Source organism: Paenibacillus sp. FSL P4-0081 (assembly GCF_000758565.1).
GTDB lineage: Bacteria > Bacillota > Bacilli > Paenibacillales > Paenibacillaceae > Paenibacillus_AQ > Paenibacillus_AQ phytohabitans.
The window spans coordinates 5,368,537-5,389,221 of record NZ_CP009280.1 but is presented as its reverse complement, the minus strand read 5'-3'; the positions used below and the strand labels follow the sequence as shown (position 1 = coordinate 5,389,221).

At 52.3% G+C, this 20,685-nt stretch carries 20 protein-coding genes; 16 read left to right on the top strand and 4 right to left on the bottom strand.

Translation table 11 applies throughout. The annotated features are described in order from the left end of the window. Positions 1 to 218 precede the first annotated feature (218 nt). Together P40081_RS23200 and P40081_RS23190 are read left to right on the top strand one after the other, a co-directional pair. Entirely contained in the window at positions 219 to 1,799 is a 1,581-nt protein-coding gene (locus tag P40081_RS23200; protein WP_042138680.1) for a sigma-70 family RNA polymerase sigma factor, read from the top strand. Positions 1,800 to 1,999: 200 nt separating this feature from the next. Beyond that, positions 2,000 to 2,728 carry a metallophosphoesterase family protein gene (locus tag P40081_RS23190; protein WP_231575177.1) on the top strand — a complete coding sequence of 243 codons (729 nt, stop codon included), beginning with the start codon at positions 2,000 to 2,002 and terminating at the stop codon, positions 2,726 to 2,728. A gap of 12 nt (positions 2,729 to 2,740) precedes the next feature. On the opposite strand, the gene P40081_RS23185 is transcribed toward P40081_RS23190, so the two are convergent. Next, positions 2,741 to 3,676: an aldo/keto reductase gene (locus P40081_RS23185; RefSeq protein WP_042138677.1), complete on the bottom strand. Its 936-nt coding sequence runs from the start codon at positions 3,674 to 3,676 to the stop codon at positions 2,741 to 2,743. Between the two features lie 152 nt (positions 3,677 to 3,828). Here P40081_RS23185 and P40081_RS23180 point away from each other — a divergent pair, with 152 nt between their 5' ends. From P40081_RS23180 to P40081_RS23135, 10 genes are all read left to right on the top strand, one after another. Then, positions 3,829 to 4,443: a TetR/AcrR family transcriptional regulator C-terminal domain-containing protein gene (locus tag P40081_RS23180; protein ID WP_042138676.1), complete on the top strand. Its 615-nt coding sequence runs from the start codon at positions 3,829 to 3,831 to the stop codon at positions 4,441 to 4,443. A 135-nt stretch (positions 4,444 to 4,578) separates the two neighbouring features. Next, the gene (locus tag P40081_RS23175; RefSeq protein ID WP_042138675.1) at positions 4,579 to 6,273 is read left to right on the top strand and encodes an oleate hydratase; all 1,695 of its coding nucleotides are present in this window, start codon (positions 4,579 to 4,581) and stop codon (positions 6,271 to 6,273) included. Between the two features lie 153 nt (positions 6,274 to 6,426). After that, complete coding sequence (locus P40081_RS23170; protein ID WP_039300264.1) at positions 6,427 to 6,648, top strand: hypothetical protein; 222 nt, start codon at positions 6,427 to 6,429, stop codon at positions 6,646 to 6,648. Between the two features lie 122 nt (positions 6,649 to 6,770). Next, entirely contained in the window at positions 6,771 to 7,082 is a 312-nt protein-coding gene (locus P40081_RS23165) for a hypothetical protein (RefSeq protein WP_039300260.1), read from the top strand. A 251-nt stretch (positions 7,083 to 7,333) separates the two neighbouring features. Continuing rightward, complete coding sequence (locus P40081_RS23160; RefSeq protein WP_039301612.1) at positions 7,334 to 8,392, top strand: FecCD family ABC transporter permease; 1,059 nt, start codon at positions 7,334 to 7,336, stop codon at positions 8,390 to 8,392. A 2-nt stretch (positions 8,393 to 8,394) separates the two neighbouring features. Then, positions 8,395 to 9,429, top strand: a complete 1,035-nt coding sequence (locus P40081_RS23155; RefSeq protein ID WP_042138674.1) for a FecCD family ABC transporter permease — start codon at positions 8,395 to 8,397, stop codon at positions 9,427 to 9,429. A gap of 27 nt (positions 9,430 to 9,456) precedes the next feature. Next, positions 9,457 to 10,497, top strand: coding sequence for an NAD(P)/FAD-dependent oxidoreductase (locus P40081_RS23150; RefSeq protein ID WP_042138673.1), 1,041 nt, complete (start codon positions 9,457 to 9,459; stop codon positions 10,495 to 10,497). A gap of 169 nt (positions 10,498 to 10,666) precedes the next feature. Then, positions 10,667 to 12,250, top strand: coding sequence for a spore germination protein (locus P40081_RS23145; RefSeq protein WP_081970067.1), 1,584 nt, complete (start codon positions 10,667 to 10,669; stop codon positions 12,248 to 12,250). Beyond that, entirely contained in the window at positions 12,240 to 13,445 is a 1,206-nt protein-coding gene (locus P40081_RS23140) for a Ger(x)C family spore germination protein (protein ID WP_042138672.1), read from the top strand. The genes P40081_RS23145 and P40081_RS23140 overlap by 11 nt, the downstream gene beginning before the upstream one ends. 35 nt (positions 13,446 to 13,480) lie before the next feature. Further along, complete coding sequence (locus tag P40081_RS23135; RefSeq protein ID WP_042138671.1) at positions 13,481 to 14,578, top strand: GerAB/ArcD/ProY family transporter; 1,098 nt, start codon at positions 13,481 to 13,483, stop codon at positions 14,576 to 14,578. A 13-nt stretch (positions 14,579 to 14,591) separates the two neighbouring features. Here the strand turns inward: P40081_RS23135 and P40081_RS23130 are convergent, their stop codons facing one another. From P40081_RS23130 to P40081_RS23120, 3 genes are all read right to left on the bottom strand, one after another. Then, the gene (locus P40081_RS23130) at positions 14,592 to 14,807 is read right to left on the bottom strand and encodes a YczF family membrane protein (protein WP_042138670.1); all 216 of its coding nucleotides are present in this window, start codon (positions 14,805 to 14,807) and stop codon (positions 14,592 to 14,594) included. A 147-nt stretch (positions 14,808 to 14,954) separates the two neighbouring features. Continuing rightward, the gene (locus P40081_RS23125; protein WP_231575176.1) at positions 14,955 to 15,971 is read right to left on the bottom strand and encodes an ABC transporter substrate-binding protein; all 1,017 of its coding nucleotides are present in this window, start codon (positions 15,969 to 15,971) and stop codon (positions 14,955 to 14,957) included. A gap of 102 nt (positions 15,972 to 16,073) precedes the next feature. Continuing rightward, positions 16,074 to 17,663, bottom strand: coding sequence for a helix-turn-helix domain-containing protein (locus tag P40081_RS23120; RefSeq protein ID WP_042138668.1), 1,590 nt, complete (start codon positions 17,661 to 17,663; stop codon positions 16,074 to 16,076). A 146-nt stretch (positions 17,664 to 17,809) separates the two neighbouring features. On the opposite strand from P40081_RS23120, the gene P40081_RS23115 reads away from it, so the two are divergent. From P40081_RS23115 to P40081_RS23100, 4 genes are all read left to right on the top strand, one after another. Next, complete coding sequence (locus tag P40081_RS23115; protein WP_039301636.1) at positions 17,810 to 18,169, top strand: (2Fe-2S) ferredoxin domain-containing protein; 360 nt, start codon at positions 17,810 to 17,812, stop codon at positions 18,167 to 18,169. 113 nt (positions 18,170 to 18,282) lie between these two features. Then, positions 18,283 to 19,092, top strand: a complete 810-nt coding sequence (locus P40081_RS23110) for a GNAT family N-acetyltransferase (RefSeq protein ID WP_042138667.1) — start codon at positions 18,283 to 18,285, stop codon at positions 19,090 to 19,092. A gap of 44 nt (positions 19,093 to 19,136) precedes the next feature. Further along, complete coding sequence (locus P40081_RS23105) at positions 19,137 to 19,868, top strand: SDR family NAD(P)-dependent oxidoreductase (RefSeq protein WP_042138666.1); 732 nt, start codon at positions 19,137 to 19,139, stop codon at positions 19,866 to 19,868. A gap of 45 nt (positions 19,869 to 19,913) precedes the next feature. Beyond that, entirely contained in the window at positions 19,914 to 20,612 is a 699-nt protein-coding gene (locus tag P40081_RS23100) for a 5'-methylthioadenosine/adenosylhomocysteine nucleosidase (RefSeq protein ID WP_042138665.1), read from the top strand. Positions 20,613 to 20,685: the final 73 nt, after the last annotated feature.

The following is a 20,685-nucleotide window of genomic DNA, read 5'->3' as shown; positions in this document are numbered from 1 at the left end:
AATAATAGTATCACACATTGTTAAAAATTAATTAGAATAAAATTAATTTGTATAAATTTAATTTATCGAAATATAAACCTGACACTGGTCAATAAAATATAATCGTGTAGCATAGATAGGCTAACCCGGATCATGAACAATATTTTGTAACCTTTTCCGCGCGGAATGGCACTTATCCTTAGAACAGATGAAAATACAGAAATGAGGTTCGCAGGCGTATGCTGCAGTGGATTGAAGAAGCACAGAAGGGGGACGCCGGAGCTTTCAGGCAGCTGACAGAGCATGTCCGGGGGATGGCTTACGTAGTATCTTACAATATGCTGGGAGATGTTCAGCTGGCGGAAGACGCGGTACAGGAGGCCCTCATCGAGGCGTATATGAACCTTGGGAGTCTGCAGGAGCCGGCGGCGTTTCCGGGCTGGTTCAGAACCATTGTGGTCAGGCAGTGCCACCGGCTGCTGCGGCGCAGGCGCCAAACACTGCTGCCTCTAGAGGCAGCAGAGCATGTCGCCGTGTCTTCTCCGGGTGTTGAGGAAATTGCCGAACGCAGAGAATGGACACAGGTGCTGCATAGCTCGGTGTCAGAATTGTCCGCCAGGCTGCGGGTACCGCTGCAGCTGTTCTACTTCTATGGCTATTCGCTTCAGGAGATTTCCGTTTATTTGGGCATTCCGGCCGGAACGCTGAAGAAAAGGCTGTATGACGGCAGACGCAAGCTGAAGGGGGCTTTTCCTGTGGCAGATCTTGCGGCCGCATTTAATCTGTTACAAGAGGGAGGACAGCGTATGCTGCATATTGTGAACGGTGATTTCGTTGGAGATAAGCTGAAGCAGGGGATTGTCCAAGGGGATGTGCTGGTATGGAGAGAAATCTACACGGCGGGTCCGATATTCATGGATCCGGCGGCACAGGAGAAACGGCAGCTGCGGGCAGAGGTTCTGCAGGCCACACTGGGAATTCCGGCAGAAGAATATATGAAGGGCTGTGAGGAGCAGGAACGCATGCTCAGCGGATTCCACAAGTATGATGAAGTGGTCCTGTGGTTTGAGCATGATCTGTTCGACCAGAGTATGCTGGCCTATCTGCTGCACTGGTTCAGCAACCGGAAGCTGGGCAGCACGAAGCTGAGTCTGCTCTGCATCGGGGAATTTCCCGGAATTGAGCTGTTCCATGGCCTGGGCCAGCTTACGGCAGAACAGCTTCAGACCTTGTCCGGAACCTGGCAGAATATCGGCACGGAGGAGCTGCAGCTTGGGAGCAGGCTATGGCAGGCATATGCATCTCCAGATCCCCGGCAGCTGGCACAGCTCCTGGAGGAGAGTAAGCCCGAGCTGTCCAAATCCGCGTTTTCTTTTGCCTATGACGCCTTCAAGCTTCATCTCTCGCGTCTGCCTTCCGTTTATAACGGTCTTGGTATTGTCGAACAGACAACACTTGAGGCTGCGGCTGGCGGGGCAGATACGCCTCTGAAGCTGTTCCGTCAAGTTACAGATGCACTGCACCAGCTGGGAATGGGAGATGTGGAATACTGGAAGGTTCTTCGCACGCTGACGGCTGGAGAGCATCCTCTCCTTATTATTGAGGGTACGGCAGAAATTACAGATTACAGAGAAGTACCGGAATTCCTGAAGCGTACAGTTATTCTGTCAGAGCTGGGGGAGCGGGTATTGACCGGAACAGCGGATAGAGTGAGCATGCAAGGTGTAGATGAATGGTACGGCGGGCTGCATCTGCAGGGGCATGAGGTGCCTTGGCGCTGGGACAGCGCTGCTGAATTACCGGTGCAGGTCAGAACGTAACACAGAGCGAATAGTATTGGATGAAGAGGTTTCCCGGCTGAACGGGATAGCCTCTTTTTTCTGCAGGCCGCTGTATCATAACTGCTTACTACCGGTTTTCAGCAGCCGGTCCGTGCGGAAATCCGGTTTTATCAGTATAATTAATATTCTGAGTGTAAGTATCTTAAGAAGAGGAGGAGGGAACGAGTATCAGAACATTAGTGATCAGTGACATTCATGGATGCGTGGAGGAATTCAACCTGCTGCTCCGCAGAGCCAACTATATCCCCTCCGAAGACCAGTTAATTCTGCTCGGCGATTATGTGGACCGGGGGCCGGACAGCAGGGCGGTGGTTGAGCAGGTGAAACGTCTTGCGGAGGAGCACGGTGTTGTCGTACTGCGGGGCAATCATGATCAGATGGCGTGTGATGCGCTGGCGGGTGAGGATGACAAGCGCGATACCCACTGGATTACCAATGGGGGATTTCATACCCTGCTGAGTTATTGCGGAGGCCGCGATTCGGTCCTGCTGCGCCCGGATTCAGGCTGGAAGGAGTATGCGGAGATGAAGGATTATATGCGCCGCGAGTATCAGGAGCATCTGGATTTCCTGGGTACGCTGCCTTTCTATTATGAAACGGACACTCATGTGTTCGTTCACGCAGGAATTGATCCTTCCCTTGCCGACTGGACAAGCCAGCGGGAGTATGATTTCATCTGGATCCGCGAGCCGTTCTATAATCATCCGATAACCTCTACCGCGAAGACGGTTGTATTCGGACATACCTCCACGGTAGATTTGCAGGACGGGGCAGGAATCTGGTTCAGCCCGCACGGAGACAAGATTGGCATTGACGGCGGCTGTGTATATGGAGAGCAGCTGAACTGTCTGGAGATTAATGAAGACGGGTATAAGACCTATTCAGTCCGGCTTGGCGAAAAAGAATAACTGCAGCCGCGATTACCAGCCCAGCTGCTGATCCCGGATCTCCTTGTCCCACAGCTCCTTCAGCTTCACCACATGCTCCGCCGGCATCCCCTCGCGGCTTGCGGATATATTCTCGGCCAGCTGTGCGCTGCTGCGTACTCCGGGAATCACGGTGGTGACCTCCGGGTGAGCAAGGATGAAGCGCAGGGCAGCCATTGTCATGGTCGTCTCTTCGTCCGTTATGAACCGGATGCGCTCCATCAGGGCGGCGCGTTTCGCGATCACTTCCGGCGACCAGCGGCTTCTTACCCCTTCGAAGGTGCTGCTGCTGTCATATTTGCCGGAGAGCCAGCCGGAGTCCAGAGGGACCTTGACGATGATCGCTATATTTTTCTCATGGGCCAGCCCGAAAGCTTCCGCCGTTTCCTGGTAAAAGATATTGAACATAACCTCCATAACGCCGATATCCGTATGGCGGATGACCTCCAGCATTTCCGGCACGGAATCGACCGAAACCCCATAAGAGAGAATCTTTCCTTCGGCTTTTAGCTTGTCCAGTTCGTGGTAGTGGCCGTATTTCCCGTCCAGCAGCTCAAAAGGCGGATTATGAATCAGCACGGAATCCACATAATCCGTCTGCAGACGCTGTAAGCTGCCTTCGACGGAGGCACGGATGTGGTCCGTATCAAAGCAGGTGCTGCCATCCGCCCCGTGGCCGAATTTGGTGTTGATCACAGCGCTGGAGCGTCTGCCGGATAAGGCGGTCCCGAGCAGGGTTTCACTGGCACCGTGCCCGTAACCCGGGGCGGTATCGAAGAAATTCATCCCGCGCTCCAGCGCTTCATGGACCAGAGAGACCGCTGCACGATCCTCCATAGCCTCCCAATCCTTCTTATTCCCCAGCTGCCAGGCACCGAAGCCAACCTCCGACACAGTCTTGCCCGTATTGCCGTACCTTCTTGTATTCAAGCGTATCCACTCCCGTAAGGTTATTATGAAAACCTGCTCTTAATTGGTTATAATTGGAACATATACACCGTATTGTAGAACCTTGAAGCCTATTAAGCAATGCAGTAAATCCAGAAATCAGGTTAAGTTTCTACTGCAGTAAGGGGGAAGTAATGTCCAATTCACTTTTAACCAAGAACGCTTTAGCCCGGTCACTCAAAAAACTCATGCTCGCAAGGCCGCTGAACAAGATTACGATCCAGCAGCTTACAGCGGATTGCGGCGTGACCCGGCATACCTTTTATAATCATTTTCAGGATATCTACGAGCTGCTCGGCTGGGTCTACAGGTCAGAGGTAATTGAAGATCTGGAGCCCTACCGCTGCTGTGCCGGCTGGAAGCAGGGGTTCCTAAGTGTCCTGCGGTACACCGTGAGCAACAAAACCATCTGTCTGAACACCTTTCATTCACTTGGACGCGAGCATCTGGAGCAGTTTCTGTACGGAGTTATTTATGGCGTCATGATCAGGGTGGTGGAAGAACTGGACGGGCAGGAGCGGGCCCGTGAAGGACAAGAGCAGATTCCGGAACAGGGGAGAAGCCAGGCCAGGGAGGACATTGCCGATTTCTACACACTGGCTATCCTTGAACAGGTGATCCACTGGCTCAAAGCAGGGGCAAATACCGACCCGGCCGAAATGGTGGAGAAGGTAGCCCGGATTATGGAAGGAAGCATCGCCCGGGGCCTGGAACACTATCAGGCTGCCGCCGCCCATCCGGTCCAGTGAAATGACACAATCTCCGGCAGATGTGTAATCCCTGTACAGTCGCGCCAAGCTGTCCATAGAATTCATTGTTCACGGTGGGTATAGTGAAGGCTGTTAGCAGGCACTTATCCCCTGATCATGGAAGGAAGAGGACATATGGGTACATATCAAAGAATTCATCCGCTGGTACAGGAAGGCATCGCTTCACGTAAGGCATATCTCGTAGGAGGGGGGATCGGCTCGTTGTCGGCAGCCGCTTTCCTGATCCGTGACGGCCATATGCCGGGACGGAATATTCATATCCTTGAGCAATCAGCAGTCTATGGCGGCTCGATGGACGGGGCGGGGAATGCGAAGGACGGCTACAGCGCCCGCGGCGGACGTGAGATCGAAGAGCACTTTGAATGCTTCATGGAGCTGTTCGGCTTCATTCCCTCATTAACCAATCCGGACCGGACGGTGCTGGATGAATTCCGTGAGCTGAATCTGGCAGAACCGATCGAATCCCACTGCCGTCTGGTAGAAAAGGAAGGGCAGCCCGCCGATTTCTCAACGCTGGGACTCTCCACTGCGCATGCGCTGCAATTGGGCAAGCTGACCCTGGCGACCGAAGAAAGACTCGGAGCGGTGACGATTGAGCAGTTTTTTGACCCGACCTTCCTGGAGACGAATTTCTGGTATTTCTGGCGCTCGATGTTCGCCTTCGAGAATTGGCATAGTGTAGTTGAAGTGAAGCGTTACATGGAGCGCTTTATGCACCTGATCTCCGGGATGAACCAGCTGAAGGGAATCCTGCATACCGAATATAACCAGTTCGATTCACTGATTCTTCCTCTGATGAAATGGCTGGAAAGCCAGGGGGTCAATTTTGACAAAGGCCATCAGGTAACAGATCTGGAGCTTGATTTCACAGGCGGAGAGAAAACAGTAACCGCTATCCAGCTGCTCGTGAACGGAGAGCCAAAGACCCTCTCAACAGCACGCGGAGATCTGGTTATGGTCACCAATGGCTCGATGACAGAGAACTCGACCCTGGGCGATCTGGACCATCCGGCGGTTCTGAACCGCTCTGTTACGGAGCGCGGCTGCTGGAGCCTCTGGGAGAAGCTTGCCGCGAAATCTCCGGATTTCGGCCACCCGGAAGTGTTCTGCGGGGACATCGACAAGTCCAAGTGGCTGTCGTTTACGATGACCTTTACCGATGACGATATTGTATTCCCGTATCTGCTGGAGCTGACCGGGGATGCTCCCGGAATGGGCGGCGTTGTGACCATCAAAGACTCCAGCTGGATGATGTCCTGGACCGCACCGAAGCAGCCGCATTTCATTAACCAGCCGGAGAATGTGAAGGTGCTCTGGGCCTACGGATTATTCCCGGATGCCGAAGGCGACTATATCAAGAAGAAAATGAGTGACTGCAGCGGACGCGAGCTTCTGGAGGAGCTGATGTACCATATCGGTCTGAAGAACCGCATTCCGGAGATTCTGGAGCATACGACCAATGTTATTCCTTGTATGATGCCTTATATCACTTCACAGTTCATGCCGCGTGTCGCAGGAGACCGCCCGCAGGTGGTTCCGCAGGGCAGCACCAATCTGGCCTTCCTCGGCCAGTTTGCCGAAGTTCCGGACGACTGCGTCTTTACCGTGGAATATTCGGTCCGGTCCGCGATGATGGCAGTGTATAATCTTTTGGCGCTGGAAAAAGAAGTGATTCCTGTCCATCCGAGTAAATATGATGTCCGGGTGCTGCTGACCGCGCTCAGAACCTGCCTCGGCAACAAGCCGCTGCCGCTGGATAAGACGCTCGGACAGCTGCTGGCCGGAACGGTGATCTCCAAATTACTATAAAAGGTGTAAAAGCATAACATATAGCAGGGGGATGTACCGGAGCCGGGAAGCGGCTGCCCGGGACATCCTCTGTTTGTATAGTGCCAGCTTTCGACATATTCCTCCCGCAGAACATGGTACAGTAAGACTAAAATTTCTGCGGAGGAACCCCTGATGAGAAAAATCTTAAGCCGTATAGGCCTCGGACTGCTGCTGCTGATTATAGCGGCAGTTGTGCTTTGCTTCTACTTCAATCAATTCACTTATGCCTACACACTGCTTGTAGTACTGCTGTTCATATTTGGCGGGATGGGGCAGATGTACAAGCTGAAGAACGATGAGTACATGTATTCGAGGCATAACCAGAAAGATGAGTACGAGGAATACACAAGGTAAGAAGAATTACATAGATAAGCAGAATGGGTTCCGGCCGCTCAAGGCATGCTCAAGGTCCGGCTGACATAGGATGGTATTAAGCAAGCGCTTTAACCATTCAGTCACAGCAGGAGGGGAACCGCGTGAACGAGAGACTGGCAGCCTTAATTCTGCGGATTGACGCTATTGCCACGGATATTATTGTACCGCTGCGCCGCAAAATCATTAATGAAGCTGCCCTGCTTCAGTTATACGAGGCGCTGGATGAAACGTATCTGCTGATCGAGCATGAGAAGCAGATTGACCGCGAGCTCGCAGCTATTCTGTTTCTGATCTATTCACAGCTGGTCAGCCAGTCTAATTATGTGTATGACAAAAGCACCTTCGTGCCGCATATCGGCAAGCTGCAGGGATATATCCGCAGACTATTCGGCGGTACGCTTCAGAATGTATAGTGCGAAAGCCCCGGACATTCCCGCCTATTCAGCAGCAATGGAACAAGGCAACCTGACTCTCCAGATACATCCCCTGCGGATGTAATCAGGATACAGGTTGTCTTTTTTCATGCCGGATATCCTGCGCGAAATGGATGATTAGAGACTTTCTATGTACAGGTTTATATTTGTCCATTGCCAAACAGTGACAAATTCATTTACAATATTACAATGATAATGAGAATCAATTTCATAGAAAACGGGTGACAGTCATGAATCAACAGGCAGTGTCCAGGAATGGGCTTGATCAGAGAGCAGAACCGCTCAAACTACGTTCGCGCCCTTGGGCGGCAACGCTGATCCTTATTGGCGGTTTGATTGCGCTGGCGCTGGGCATCGCTGTTTCAGTATCGTTTGGGGCAGCAGATATTAAGCTTTCTGTCGTGTGGACAGCAGTTTTTCACTTCAATCCGGATATTACAGAGCATCAGATTATCCGCGAGCTCAGGCTTCCGCGGGTTCTCGGCGGCGTGATGGTCGGAGCCAGCTTCGCAGTGGCGGGAGCGATCATGCAGGGAATGACCCGCAATCCGCTTGCGGATTCGGGGCTGATGGGCATTAACTCGGGGGCGGGTTTTGCGCTGGCCGTCTGCTTTGCTTTTTTTCCGAATTTATCGTTTATGTATCTTATTCTATATTCCTTCATCGGGGCCGGAGCGGGAGCAGGTATCGTCTATGGCATCGGTTCACTGGCCAAAGGCGGACTTACCCCCGCCCGGCTGGTACTGGCCGGAGCCGCCTTCAGTGCGCTGCTCTCGGCGCTCAGTGAAGGCGTGGCGCTGTATTTCAAAATCGGACAAGACCTCGCCTTCTGGTATGCAGGCGGCTTGGCCGGAACGAAATGGTTCCAGCTTCAGGTCATGTCTCCCTGGGTGATTGCGGCACTCATCGGGGCGATTATCCTGTCCCGTTCCATTACGATGCTCAGTCTGGGGGAAGATATCGCCAGAGGACTGGGACAGCGAACCGGTCTGGTCAAATTGGCCGGGGCCTTAGTCGTCCTGATTCTGGCTGGCGCTTCGGTGGCTGTAGTAGGAGCGGTAGGGTTTGTCGGGCTGATTATTCCCCATCTGACACGTTATCTTGTAGGTGTGGATTACAGATGGATTATTCCCTGCTCCGCCGTGCTGGGTGCATTGCTCGTGGTAGGGGCGGATCTGACTGCCCGGATGATCAACCCGCCGCATGAAACGCCAGTAGGAGCAATTATAGCGCTGATCGGGGTTCCATTCTTCCTGTATCTGGCCCGCAAAGAAAGAAGGGAGCTGTAAAGATGCAGAGAACCAGAGTGGTTTCCTTCGAAGAAACAAGGCGTAAGCATGGCCTGACTGTACTTAGCGTGCTGGCTGTACTGATTATTATCATGTTCATTATAAGTGTGAATACAGGATACATACGTTTAACTCCGCTAGAGCTGCTGAATACGCTGTTCGGCAAGGGGACGGACAAGCAGGAATTGATTCTGTTCCAATTCCGCTTGCCGCGTATTGTAATTTCCATTCTGATTGGAGCTGCACTGGCAGTTTCCGGAGCGGTGATGCAGGGGGTCTTCCGCAATGATCTGGCCGATCCGGGAATCCTGGGCATTAATGCCGGAGCCGGGCTGATGGTTATGCTGATGGTGTCCTTCTATCCGACGACCTCTGCGGCACCTGTCTATCTGCTGCCGGTAGTTGCGTTTGTCGGGGCGGCATTTACTGCCGCACTGATCTACAGCCTGGCCTATAAGCGGCATCAGGGAATTGCACCGATCCGTCTGCTGCTCACCGGTGTCGCAGTTGCGGCTGGGATGAGTGCAGCGATGATTGTGCTGACGCTTCGCCTAGATCCGGACAAATATCAATTCGTCGCCACGTGGCTTGCGGGCAGCATCTGGGGCACCAGCTGGAAATTTGTATTGTCCCTGCTTCCCTGGATTGTGATTCTCCTGCCCTACGTCATCTATAAGGCAAGGGTCATGAATGTGCTGAATCTGGGCGAGCAGACGGCTACCGGTCTGGGTGCCCATGTCACCAGGGAGCAGTTCCGCCTGTTGGCAGCGGCGGTCGGACTTGCCGCTTCAAGCGTAGCGGTAAGCGGCGGGATTGGCTTCGTCGGACTGGTCGGCCCGCATCTGGCCAGAAGGCTCGTGGGACCGAAGCATCAGCTGATGCTTCCCGCTTCAGCGCTGCTCGGCGCGCTGCTCGTCATCACTGCCGATACGATCGGCCGCCGGATTCTGCAGCCGTCTGAGATACCTACCGGTATCGTTGTTGCCGTTATCGGCGCTCCTTACTTTCTGTATTTGCTGGCCCGGACCAAATCTTAAATACACCTAGAAGCTGGAGGGAAACAAATGAACGAATCCATGGAATTATATGATGTAACGATAATTGGCGGTGGCCCCGCAGGTATGTATACGGCTTTTTATAGCGGAATGAGAGATTTGAAGACGAAGCTGATTGAAGCGAAGGAAGAGCTGGGCGGACGGATGCTGATCTATCCCGAGAAAATGATCTGGGATGTCGGAGGTGTTACACCGACGCTCTGCCGTAAGCTGATAGACCAGCTGGCAGAGCAGGCGCGGACCTTCGATCCCACCATTGTGTTCGGACAGCAGATTGTGCATCAGGCGCGCCAGGAGGACGGGACTTATATCCTGACCTCGGCGACCGGTGAGCAGCACTGGACACGCACCGTTATCCTAACCATCGGTTACGGTATTCTGCAGATGGCGAAGCTGGAGATTGAAGGCGCAGACCGCTATGAAGTGACGAACCTGCATTATACGGTGCAGGAGCTGGAGCCCTTCCGCGGCAAGCGGGTTCTGATCTCGGGCGGTGGCGACTCCGCTGTAGATTGGGCGAATGAACTGGAGGGGATTGCCGCCAGCGTGACCATCGTGCACCGCCGGGAGCGGTTCGGCGGCCATGAGAAGAATATCGTTCGCATGAAGGATTCCTCTGTGAATGTACGTGTACCCTATGCGGTTAACCAGCTGCACAGCAGCAATGGCGAGCAGATTGACCAGGTTACGATCAGCCATATCGAATCCGGTGAGAGTGAGCAGCTTGAAGTGGATGCCGTTATTGTCAACCACGGCCTCAAGAGCGATTTCGGTCCGTTGAAGGATTGGGGACTGGACATGGGGGAATGGTGGGCCAAGGTCAGCGGCAAGCTCGAAACGAATCTGCCGGGTATCTTTGCGGCGGGAGATTTCGTAGATTATGACAGCAAGGTAAGACTGATTGCCGGAACGTTCACGGATGCGGTGCTTGCCCTCAACAGCGCGAAGCTGTACATGGACCCTGAAGCGGATAAGGTGGCTTATGTCTCCTCGCATAACGACCGGTTTAAGGAGAAGAACAAGGCGCTTGGCGTAGTTGATGATCATTAGTCTAAACACATACAGGCTGTTCCTTACACGGGAGATTCCGTGCGGGGAGCAGCCTTTTTTTTTGAGTAAGCTTTGCTCTGGCGCAGCTTAGCCCCGCGTTCCTCACACATTCCATAAGCTGCATAAAAAAAGGATAGCGGGCGAATAGTAAGTGCAGGAGGTGCTGATTATGGATAAGACAACCAAAGAATCCGGCCAAGCCGCACAAACGGTGGACAGCGCTGGCAGGAAACCCCACAATCCGCCTATCTCCCCTGATCTGGAAGAGAATATTACTCAAATCAAAGCCAGGCTGGGGAACAGCCCGGATCTTATCATACGTACTTATGAACTCATCAATCGGACGGCCCGGGTAGCAGCGGTATATATGATTGGTATTACGGACAGAGAAATGGTCGACCATTTCATTTCACATGTGATGTCCTTCGAATCTTTGAATGACGATGTACTACTCGCAGCAACAACAGCCGAAGTGTATTCCTATATTAAAGACAATGCGCTAAGCATCGGCAAAGAGAAGCTGGTTCAAGATATCAATGGACTGCTTGAAGCGCTGCTGTCGGGGGACACGATTATTATGGTTGACGGACTCGGTGAAGCGGTGAGCGGGAGCACCTGCGGCGGTGAGGTCAGACCGGTATCCGAGGCATCGACTCAAGTGGCGATCCGCGGCTCGAAGGAAAGCTTCACGGAGACCATTAGTACCAATATCGCCCTGGTCCGCAAAATCATCAAGAATCCCGATCTCTGGACCGAAACGATGAAGCTTGGCGATGTGACCCACACCGATATCACCATAATGTATATCCATGGGATTGCAGATGAAGAGACGATCAAGGTATTCAAAAAAAAGCTTCAGGAGATCAAGGTGGATTCAATTCTGGAATCAGGCTACATTGAGCAGATTATTGAAGATAACAAGTATTCTCCATTTCCGACACTCTATAATACGGAACGGCCGGATAGTGTGGCGGGAAACCTGCTGGACGGACGGATTGCCATCTTTGTGGACGGCACACCGTTTGTACTGATTGCCCCGACTACCTTCTTTATGTTCTTTCATACCGTGGAGGATTACTATCAGCGTTATGATATCTCAACACTGATCCGGCTGCTGCGGTTCCTGTGCCTGCTTATCTCTTTATATGGGCCTGCAATCTTTGTGGCGGCGCTTAACTTCCACCAGGAGATGATTCCGACACCGCTGCTGATCAATTTGGCCTCGCAGCGGGAGGGGGTACCTTTCCCTGCTTTCGTGGAAGCCGTCATGATGGAGGTTACCTTTGAGATCATCCGCGAAGCAGGTGTACGTATGCCGTCTCCGATTGGTCAGACGGTTTCCATTATCGGCGGGCTGGTGTTAGGGACTGCAGCGGTTCAGGCGGGTATTGTTTCTCCGGCCATGGTTATTGTTGTGTCGCTTACAGGTATCTCCAGCTTCGCCACTCCGGCCTTCAATATGGCACTCTCCATCCGGATGCTGCGGTTTGTCATTATGGTCATCGCTGCCTTTATGGGGCTGTATGGGATCGCCATCTTTACCATCATGCTAATTGCACATATGTGCAGCCTGCGTTCACTTGGAGTGCCGTATATGTCGCCTATGGGTCCGTTTGTGCCGGAGAATCAGAAGGACACCTTTCTCCGCTCTCCTCTGACTTTTATGAAGATCCGCAAACGGCTGCTGAATAAGGGCAACAGCTCCACAGCCCCCGGCAAAAAAACTGCAAAGAGGAACTCCTATGAACATTAAAGGCGTTATGCGCGTGATTTCTATGGGAGTCATTGTGCTGATGCTGAGCGGCTGCTGGAACAGCAGAGAATTAAATGACCTGGCTATCGTCAGCGGCATCGGTATAGATCTGGTACCGGAAACCAATGAATTCAAGGTGACATTTCAGCTGGTCAATCCATCCTCAACGGCTACAGGTTTTGGAGCAAGCGCGGGAGAGCCTTCCATTGTGATTGTTTCTGCTACCGACCGTACAATTTTCGGTGCTTTGCGCAAGGCCTCCAAGCGGGCAACGCGCCAGCTTTTTTTTGCCCACACCCAGCTTGTTGTCCTGGGAGAGTCCCTGGCCCGGAGCGGAATTAACGATGTATTTGACATCTTTGAGCGGTCGCATGAGCTCAGACTCAATTCGGCAGTGCTTGTTGCCCGCAACAACGATGCAGCATCTGTTCTGAAGATATTAACTGCAATAGAAAGTCTGCCTTCTTTGGGACTGGTCAAAAAGACGCAGAATACCTCGAGAGTATGGGGAGAGAACCGGACGATCGACGTATTCGATATTATTAACGGCATAACGGGCGAAGGGGATCTGACGATTAATGGAGTGTCTATTCAAGGGAATGCTTCTGAAGGCATGAAGAAATCCAATCTGGAACAAACCGTGTCACATGCTGGGACTGTTATGCATGGACTTGGTGCTTTTAGAGAGGGCAAACTGATCTACTGGATGAAGGATTCGGAAGCACGGGGTACGGAGTGGCTGCTTAACCGGATAGAAGAAACTATAATCAATATTGATTCTGCGGATAAGAAAGAGTCAATTGCCGTCAATATTGTGTATTCAAGAACGAAGGTGAAGATTGATATTCAGGACGGCCTGCCGGTCTTTCATGTAAGTATCAGTGAAGAAGGAATTGTGAATGAAACGGATGGGTTCGTTGACCTCAGCAAGAGGGAAGAAATTGTGAAGCTTGAACAGGAGCTGCAGAAGCAGACCGGTAACGAAGTGAAGCAGGCCTTGCAGATGGCACAGCAGATGGAGAGCGATATTTTTAACTTCGGTAATGAACTGAAGCGCAGCGATCCCCAAGGCTGGGCTTCACTAGATAAGAATTGGGGTCATATCTTCGCTCAAGGGAAGCTGGATCTCCATGTGGAGGCGTACATCCGCAGTACCGGAATGAGCCTGAAGCCGTATCACCCTGCTCCCGAATAATCAGCTTTTTATGCAGAAATAAGGTGAATAGGTTTATGAGAAAAGAAGCGATCGGCCCCAGTCAGCTTTTTGCGATGATTGTGCTGTTTGAGCTTGGAACGGCGCTGGTTGTACCCGTGGGCCTGGAGAGCGGGCATGCGGTCTGGCTCTCCATCCTGATGGCGCTCCCAGGGGGCATTCTGCTTTATCTGGTGTTTACACATCTGTATCAGCAGTTCCCGGATCTGATCATCAGCGGTTATGCCCGTAAGATTCTCGGCCCCTGGATAGGCTGGGTAGTAGGCCTGCTGTTTCTCCCGGTGCTGCTCTATAACGGCTCCAGAAATCTGCGTGAAGCGGGGGATCTGTTAATTTCAGCTTCATACGACAAAACTCCGATTCTTATTATTGATTCCATCATGATTATTGCGGTAATGTACATCCTGAGCAAGGGAATCGAGGTATTCGCCAGAACGGCGGAGATTTTCTTCTGGATCATAATCGTCATGGGATTGATTTGTATTTTTATTGTCATTGCTGCCGGACTGGTGGAGCTTAAGAACCTGTTTCCAATTCATATCAATGATCTCTGGGAGGCTCTGGGCTCTGCCTACCCTAACATTTGGATTTTTCCGTTCGGGGAGGTCGTGTGCTTCACGACTATACTTCCGCACTTTAACAAATCAAGGAAGATTAAGAAAACCGGCATCGTGGCCATCACCTTAAGCGCCTGTCTGCTTAGCTTCACCCATGCCATTGAGATGGGAGTGCTCGGAGAGAACCTCTACAGCCGGACAACCTTTCCGATGTTTACCACCATCACACTCGTGAATGTAGCCAACTTCATCCAGCGTCTGGATGCACTTGTTATGCTTACACTCATTATCGGGGTGTTCTTCAAGATGACTGTTTATTGCTATGCTGCTGTGGCCATAACTGCCGATCTCTTCAAGGTCCGTGATTCCCAAAAACTGGTGATTCCGGCGGCGGTGGTCATGCTGTTCAGCTCTTTCGTCAGTGCAGAGAATTATCCGGTGCATATGAGTGAAGGGAAGGTTTTTCTGGAGAATATCCTGCCGGTATTCTGTGCGTATATTCCTGTTCTGCTGTTTCTTGTTCACCGTATCCGGCGCAGATTCGGCCTATACCGTTAAGTTTCGCTGGAGATTAGCGGCTGCGTTTGAGGGCGCCGGCGACAACCTGGATTAAAGGGAGTGCCAGGAAGATCACCACACAGATCGTTTCCTGCAGTGTGGTTGTGGCAAAGATTACCGAAAGAGAATGCAACGATGCACTCACCCTGATTCCTGATAAGACATCAACCAGTGTGAGCATTAGCAAGGTGATGACGGCTAACAGGACATAAATAGCGAGAATTTTCATGGGCGATGCTCCTTAGGCTCCGCAAGCTGATTTGCCGGTTCCGGCAGGCGGGCTACAGGTATTATCTCCATTTATGGAAGGAGTAATCAGCAAAAAAAGCTGCCGGGAGCCGGTTAAGGCTGCCCAGACAGCTTCAGGAACATTCATTTATTGCCCCGAAGTCAGCCAGTCCGCAAGCTCTTCTGTCTGTGCCAGAACGGCGATCGGATCATAATACCAGGAACGTTCTTCTTTCCATACATAGATGTGTCCGTTCTTGACAGCAGGCAGGCTGCCCCAGATCGGATCTGTCTGGAAGTCTTCTACAGTCTGTGTATTATCGGTCACAACGAGATAATCACCAGCATATTTGCCCAGTGTCTCGGCGGATAATTCTGCCCACTGCTTCTCCATTATTTCAGCAGCCACTTCGGTTGGCGGCTTCCGTCCCAGTGCCTGATAGACCGGCTGTCCGCCCCGTCCGAAGTTGTCCCCATATACCCAGGTGGACTTGTCGGCATGCTCCAGGATGCTGAAGGTGGCATCAGCGGGAATCGCTGCATCCACACGGGCCTTGGCTGCGGCGATACGCTTATCATAATCTGCCAGCCAGTCCGCAGCTTCCTTTTCTTTGCCGAGCAGCTTGCCGAAATAAGTCAGCTCCGCGTGAGCATCCTTCAGATCACCGTACGGCACAATGACGGTAGGGGCAATCTGGCTCAGTGTCTCATAGCTGTCGGCATTGCCGGAGATGATGAGGTCCGGGTTCAGGGCGATAATATTCTCCGGTGACATCTTTCCGTAAGTGCCGGTATCGGTGACTCCGGTAAGTGATTCTTTGAAATACATATTCTCCAGCGTCAGTCCGGGAGCACCCACGGGGATTGTATTCAGTGCAATCAGGCTGCCCAGATACTCTTCGGCAACAATCCGCTGCGGTGCTGTCGGCACTTCAATATCTCCATTTACAGTTGTTACTGTTTTGAAGGCGGGAGCTGCGGTTGCGGCTGGAGTCTCCGGCTGCGGGGACGAAGCAGGAGTTTCTGTAGCATTAGCAGCAGCAGAACCGGTGCTATTATTGGATGTGTTGTTTCCACAAGCTGAGGCAAGAAGCGTCAGTGCCAGCAGCAACGGGAAGATGATCCATTGTTTCCGGGAATTAGAGCTTGAATACGGTTTTTTCAAGATGTATGCCTCCTTATGTAGAACGATTATCATTCTCAATAACACTTTACAGATTTTGTACAGTTTACACTATGGCTGAATGTGATGTCCGGCTATGTAAATTTATGATGTCAGCGCCTGCAGGAGCACCCTGAGCTGGGCTTCGGAAGAGAGCGGATCAAATCCGTAGAACATGGCAGGCTGATTCAGGAAATAGATTCTGCTGCCGGAAGCGGACGCCTGATTCTGCTGTACTGCACGATGAAGAAAGGAACGGAGCGGCTCCCGCATCTCGGCCGTTCCGGCGCTGCAGGTAATAAATATATGATCCGCGGGGTAGCCGGCGAAGTCACTGAAGGCAACCTCCAGATAACCTTGGCGGAGGAGTCCCTCGCTTACAAGGCTGCTTGGGGGCCGGAAGCCCAGATCATTATACAGAATCTGAGATCCGTGGCCATAGCTGCTGCTGAAGCAGTATGCAGCGTCCCTGCCAATCTCCCAGACGACTGCGGTTCCCCGGGGACCGATCCGGCGGTTGAGCTGTTGGTTGGCCGCGTGGCATTGTTCGTCATAGACATTCAGCCAGGCTTCCGCCTGTGGTCTGCGGCCGGTGACCTCTGCAATCAGCCGGAATTGTTCCCGCCAGTCCATTTGCATAAAGGGGATTTCAATAACCGGAGCTAACGACATCAGCTGCTTATTCTTGTCAGGCAGGGAGTAGCTGATAATCACATCCGGCCGGGCAGAAGACAAGCGTTCATATAGACCTGTGGAGCTGCTTCCTTCATTTAGCAGCTTATGCTTGGACGGAATAGGCTTCAGGCTCTCCATCCAAGCCGAATATACTCCGAGCCGGGGAACAACCTCAAGCGCCTGCAGGCTGGCCGTGTGATTGAAGTTCAGCGATACCACGGATTTATTCTTGCTGTGATAGGCTGCAGGAGAAAGACCCACGACCTGTTTGAACTTGCGGCTTAAATAGGTGCCTTCACCATAACCGACTTCAAGCGCCAGCGTGCTCAGATTCGGGGCTCCTGTCAGAATGCGCTGCTGGGCTTTGCGGATGCGCAGCAGTGTTACATATTCATTAAAGGTCTGACCGGTGGATTTGCGGAAAGCGCGGGAGAAGTGCTCCGGGGTAACTCCGGCAAGCTCTGCCGCCTGCCCTCTCGTTAAGTCCTCATTATAATGGGATTCTATATATTGCAATACACGGTCCAGCCAATGAAGCGCCGGCTCCGTATTCTCAGCAGCGCTGTGATACAGCTCAGTGAGCAGTTCTGTGAACAGCTGCTGCACTGCAAAAGGCTGATGCTCTTCCGGCTGGCTCCAGCTGCCCAGCAGCCGCGACGCCACCGCGCAAATACGGGGCGCACAGCTGCGGAGCGGTACACCGTTGTTCAGCGGGCTGGAAGGATGGCTGGTGCCGGAGAGTGTGATATATTCGATCCACACCCCCTGCAGGTTATGGCTGTGCTGCAGGATGATGTGTGCGGAGCTGTCACAGCACAAGGTACTGCCGCTGGACACACGGGTAAGCGCTCCATCCCACTCCATCGTTGCGCTGCCTCCGGTAACTATAATCAGCAGGGAAGAGAAGGGCGGGCTGGAATTTCCCCGGTTAGAAGCGGCTTTGTCCAGTGCAGCAATCCGCACCGGGACATAAAAACTATGAGGATAAGGCAATGAACTGCCGGAAGGTGGTTTATGCATGTTCAGAGTCACTCTTTTCTTGGGTGATAATCATTCTCAATACAGTATAACAGTCTTTCCCCCTATTGACGATCCTCTGATTGGTAAGTAGAGTTTAGGGAGACAGACAAACAGGGTATTGTTGTACTAGAGGGGGCGGGAATTCCATGACGACCTGGAATCTGCAAGGGACGGTCAGCCATCTGCTGATCTGCAACGGAAGCGACTGCAAGAAGCATAAGGGTGAAGAGGTCGCTGACGCGATAGAGGATGAAATCGGGAAGCAAGGGGCAGACAGCCTGATTCATACTACAGTAACCCGCTGCAACGGAAGATGTTCGGATGCGTGTGTAGTCATCTCATATCCGGAAGGCGTATGGTACAGGGATATCACCCCCAAATCAGCCAAAAGCCTGGTACGCAAGGTGCTGAAGGGTGAACGGCTGGAAGAGAATGTTCTCTACACTTATGATGAAGGACTGAAAGCCGCAATTGAAAAAGGGGCAAAGGGTAAAAAGAAGAAATAAAATATGAAAGAAAAATGCAGTCCTCCACTGGAAAATTTTCGGTGGAGGATTGTTTATTTTTGTCAGACGGAGGATTATGATGGATAGAAAAGATAGAGTAAGGGGGAAGCGGGATGTTTGTGGATTTCGAGCCGGATGACCGAGTGCTGCACAGCGAAGCGTTCTTACAGGAAGAGGTGGAATATAATCTCCTTCACCTTATCACCGGAAACCCGGAATCGCTCCGGATCAAGACAGCCGAGGATCATCTGATCTTTGCGCACACGGAGGGGCATAACCCCTGGTTATGGATTGCACCGGAGGTAGGTGCAGATCAGGGCAGAGCCTTGGTTCGCCAGCTTGTGGAGCGGCTGAAGGGCCGCGGATTGTCAGGGGTTAACGGGACTAAGGAGACAGGCAGGCTGTTTGCAGAGGCTTATTGTGAGAATACAGGCAAGCTGCATCATGTCCATATGATCATGGAAGCCTATCATTGCCCGCAGGTGAAGAAGCCCGCTAATGTCAGCGGCAAGCTGCTGCAGGCAGATGCTGGCTATATCCCGGTCATTGCAGACTATTTGGCCGGCTTTGTGAAGGATGCGTTCGGCACCGAGAATGCACCTGAGAATTTCCTCGGCTACGCAAGAGATATTACGGAATCCGGCAAGCTCCGCCTGTGGATGGTACAGGATAGGCCCGTGTCCATGGCGAATCTGGCCCATCTGTCCTCCAGACATGCCCGGATTAATGAAGTGTTCACTCCGCAGGACTGCCGTAAGCAGGGCTATGCCAGTGCCGCTGTAGCAGAGCTGTGTGCTGAGCTGCTGGGCAAGGGCATTACTCCTATGCTCTATGCCGATGCTGCAAACCCGGATTCCAACAAGGTCTATCAGTCGATCGGTTTTGAGCGGACCGGCAGTATTGTTGATTTGCGGTTTCAGTAAGCCGGTTCTTCCGGTGGAGAATACAGGTGAGGGAGTGTCTAAGAATGCTGCAGGGAATGAAAATAATTGTGACCGGGGCCGCTTCGGGAATCGGTAAGGCTATCGTAATGCTCAGTCTGCAGGAAGGTGCTGAAGTGATTGCCTGTGATCTGGATGGCCGGGGGCTTGAGGAACTGAAGGCCGAGGCGGGTTCGGATAAGCTCTGTTCCTTCCGGGTGGATGTGAGCAAATACAGCGAGGTGGAGCAATTCTTCGCATACATACAGCAAGAACATGCTGAGGTTAACGGTCTGGTCAACAATGCAGGCATATATCTGGGGCGCAGTCTGCTGGAGTATACCCCCGAAGATATAAGTAGGGTAATGGATATCAATATCAAGGGATATGTCTATTTCTCGCAGGGCTTCGGGCGCCTGCTGTTGGACCGGAAGCAGACAGGCGTCATCGTCAACATGGCCTCCGTCTCCGGTCAGGAAGGCAGCTCAGATGCGGTGTATGGCTTGACCAAAGCAGCTGTTCTCGGCTTGACCAAAAGCTGCGCCATGAACTTTGCCCCTCATATCCGGGTGAATGCTGTTGCCCCGACGATGACCAGCACTCCGATGATGGGGCATATCCCGGCCTGGAGGCAGCAGGAATATCAGGAGCATCAGCTAATCCCGGAATCGCTGCTGGCGGAGGATATTGCGGATACGGTGGTTTTTATGCTAAGCCGCAAAGCGAGAGCATACACCGGGGCGACGTTTGATATTAATAATGGCTGTTATTTGCGCTAAGCAGCCAGGCTGGCGGTAAGCAGTTATGAAATCGGGGGGAAGGTAATGAAAGTTGGGATCATCGGTCCATCGGATGAAGAGATTTCAGTGCTGATCGGCCGGATCCGGACGCTTGTTGTTACGGAACGGGCTTCCCTGAAGTTCTATTCAGGTCTGCTGGAGAACACCGAGGTAGTGCTGGTGATTTGCGGAGTGGGCAAAGTAAATGCCTGCATAGCCACGCAGGTACTGATTGACCAGTTCGCAGTCACTCATATAATTCTTACCGGGGCAGCGGGAGGGTTGGATGAACGCTTGAATTGCGGGGACATTATTGTGTCCGCACAGGTCGCGCATCACGATCTGCCTGCAGAGATCCTGACCGAATATCATCCATGGATGAAAAGTATTTATATGGAGGCTGACAAGGCCATGGTAAATGCATGCATCCGTGTAGCGGACAGCGCTGAATTTGCAGGGAAGGTGTATAAGGGTATCATTGTTTCCGGTGAGACTTTCATCTCTTGCGCTGACAAACATAAGGAACTCGCTGCCCTCGGAGCGATGTGTGTGGACATGGAAAGTGCCAGTGTGGCGCAGACCTGTTATGTGAACCGCATTCCCTTTGTTGTAATCCGCTCCATTTCAGATCATGCGGATGAGGATAGCGTAGAAGCTTTTGAGAGCAATGTTGAGACGGTTTCGCTGAACTCCCTGGCTTTGGTGGAATGTCTGCTGGTCGGCCTGCAGTCTTCACTGCACTAGAGCTTTTTTGGCGGGGCAGAAAATTTGACTTGCAGCCTCCGTGTTGACTATGCTAATACAAAGTGCAATTAAT

Bases quoted from the DNA above. Each gene is read 5' to 3' on its own strand.
- P40081_RS23200 (WP_042138680.1), top strand. From the start codon at position 219: ATGCTGCAGTGGATTGAAGAAGCACAGAAGGGGGACGCCGGAGCTTTC.
- P40081_RS23180 (WP_042138676.1), top strand. From the start codon at position 3,829: ATGTCCAATTCACTTTTAACCAAGAACGCTTTAGCCCGGTCACTCAAA.
- P40081_RS23175 (WP_042138675.1), top strand. From the start codon at position 4,579: ATGGGTACATATCAAAGAATTCATCCGCTGGTACAGGAAGGCATCGCT.
- P40081_RS23170 (WP_039300264.1), top strand. From the start codon at position 6,427: ATGAGAAAAATCTTAAGCCGTATAGGCCTCGGACTGCTGCTGCTGATT.
- P40081_RS23160 (WP_039301612.1), top strand. From the start codon at position 7,334: ATGAATCAACAGGCAGTGTCCAGGAATGGGCTTGATCAGAGAGCAGAA.
- P40081_RS23155 (WP_042138674.1), top strand. From the start codon at position 8,395: ATGCAGAGAACCAGAGTGGTTTCCTTCGAAGAAACAAGGCGTAAGCAT.
- P40081_RS23150 (WP_042138673.1), top strand. From the start codon at position 9,457: ATGAACGAATCCATGGAATTATATGATGTAACGATAATTGGCGGTGGC.
- P40081_RS23145 (WP_081970067.1), top strand. From the start codon at position 10,667: ATGGATAAGACAACCAAAGAATCCGGCCAAGCCGCACAAACGGTGGAC.
- P40081_RS23140 (WP_042138672.1), top strand. From the start codon at position 12,240: ATGAACATTAAAGGCGTTATGCGCGTGATTTCTATGGGAGTCATTGTG.
- P40081_RS23135 (WP_042138671.1), top strand. From the start codon at position 13,481: ATGAGAAAAGAAGCGATCGGCCCCAGTCAGCTTTTTGCGATGATTGTG.
- P40081_RS23130 (WP_042138670.1), bottom strand. From the start codon at position 14,807: ATGAAAATTCTCGCTATTTATGTCCTGTTAGCCGTCATCACCTTGCTA.
- P40081_RS23120 (WP_042138668.1), bottom strand. From the start codon at position 17,663: ATGCATAAACCACCTTCCGGCAGTTCATTGCCTTATCCTCATAGTTTT.
- P40081_RS23115 (WP_039301636.1), top strand. From the start codon at position 17,810: ATGACGACCTGGAATCTGCAAGGGACGGTCAGCCATCTGCTGATCTGC.
- P40081_RS23110 (WP_042138667.1), top strand. From the start codon at position 18,283: ATGTTTGTGGATTTCGAGCCGGATGACCGAGTGCTGCACAGCGAAGCG.
- P40081_RS23105 (WP_042138666.1), top strand. From the start codon at position 19,137: ATGCTGCAGGGAATGAAAATAATTGTGACCGGGGCCGCTTCGGGAATC.
- P40081_RS23100 (WP_042138665.1), top strand. From the start codon at position 19,914: ATGAAAGTTGGGATCATCGGTCCATCGGATGAAGAGATTTCAGTGCTG.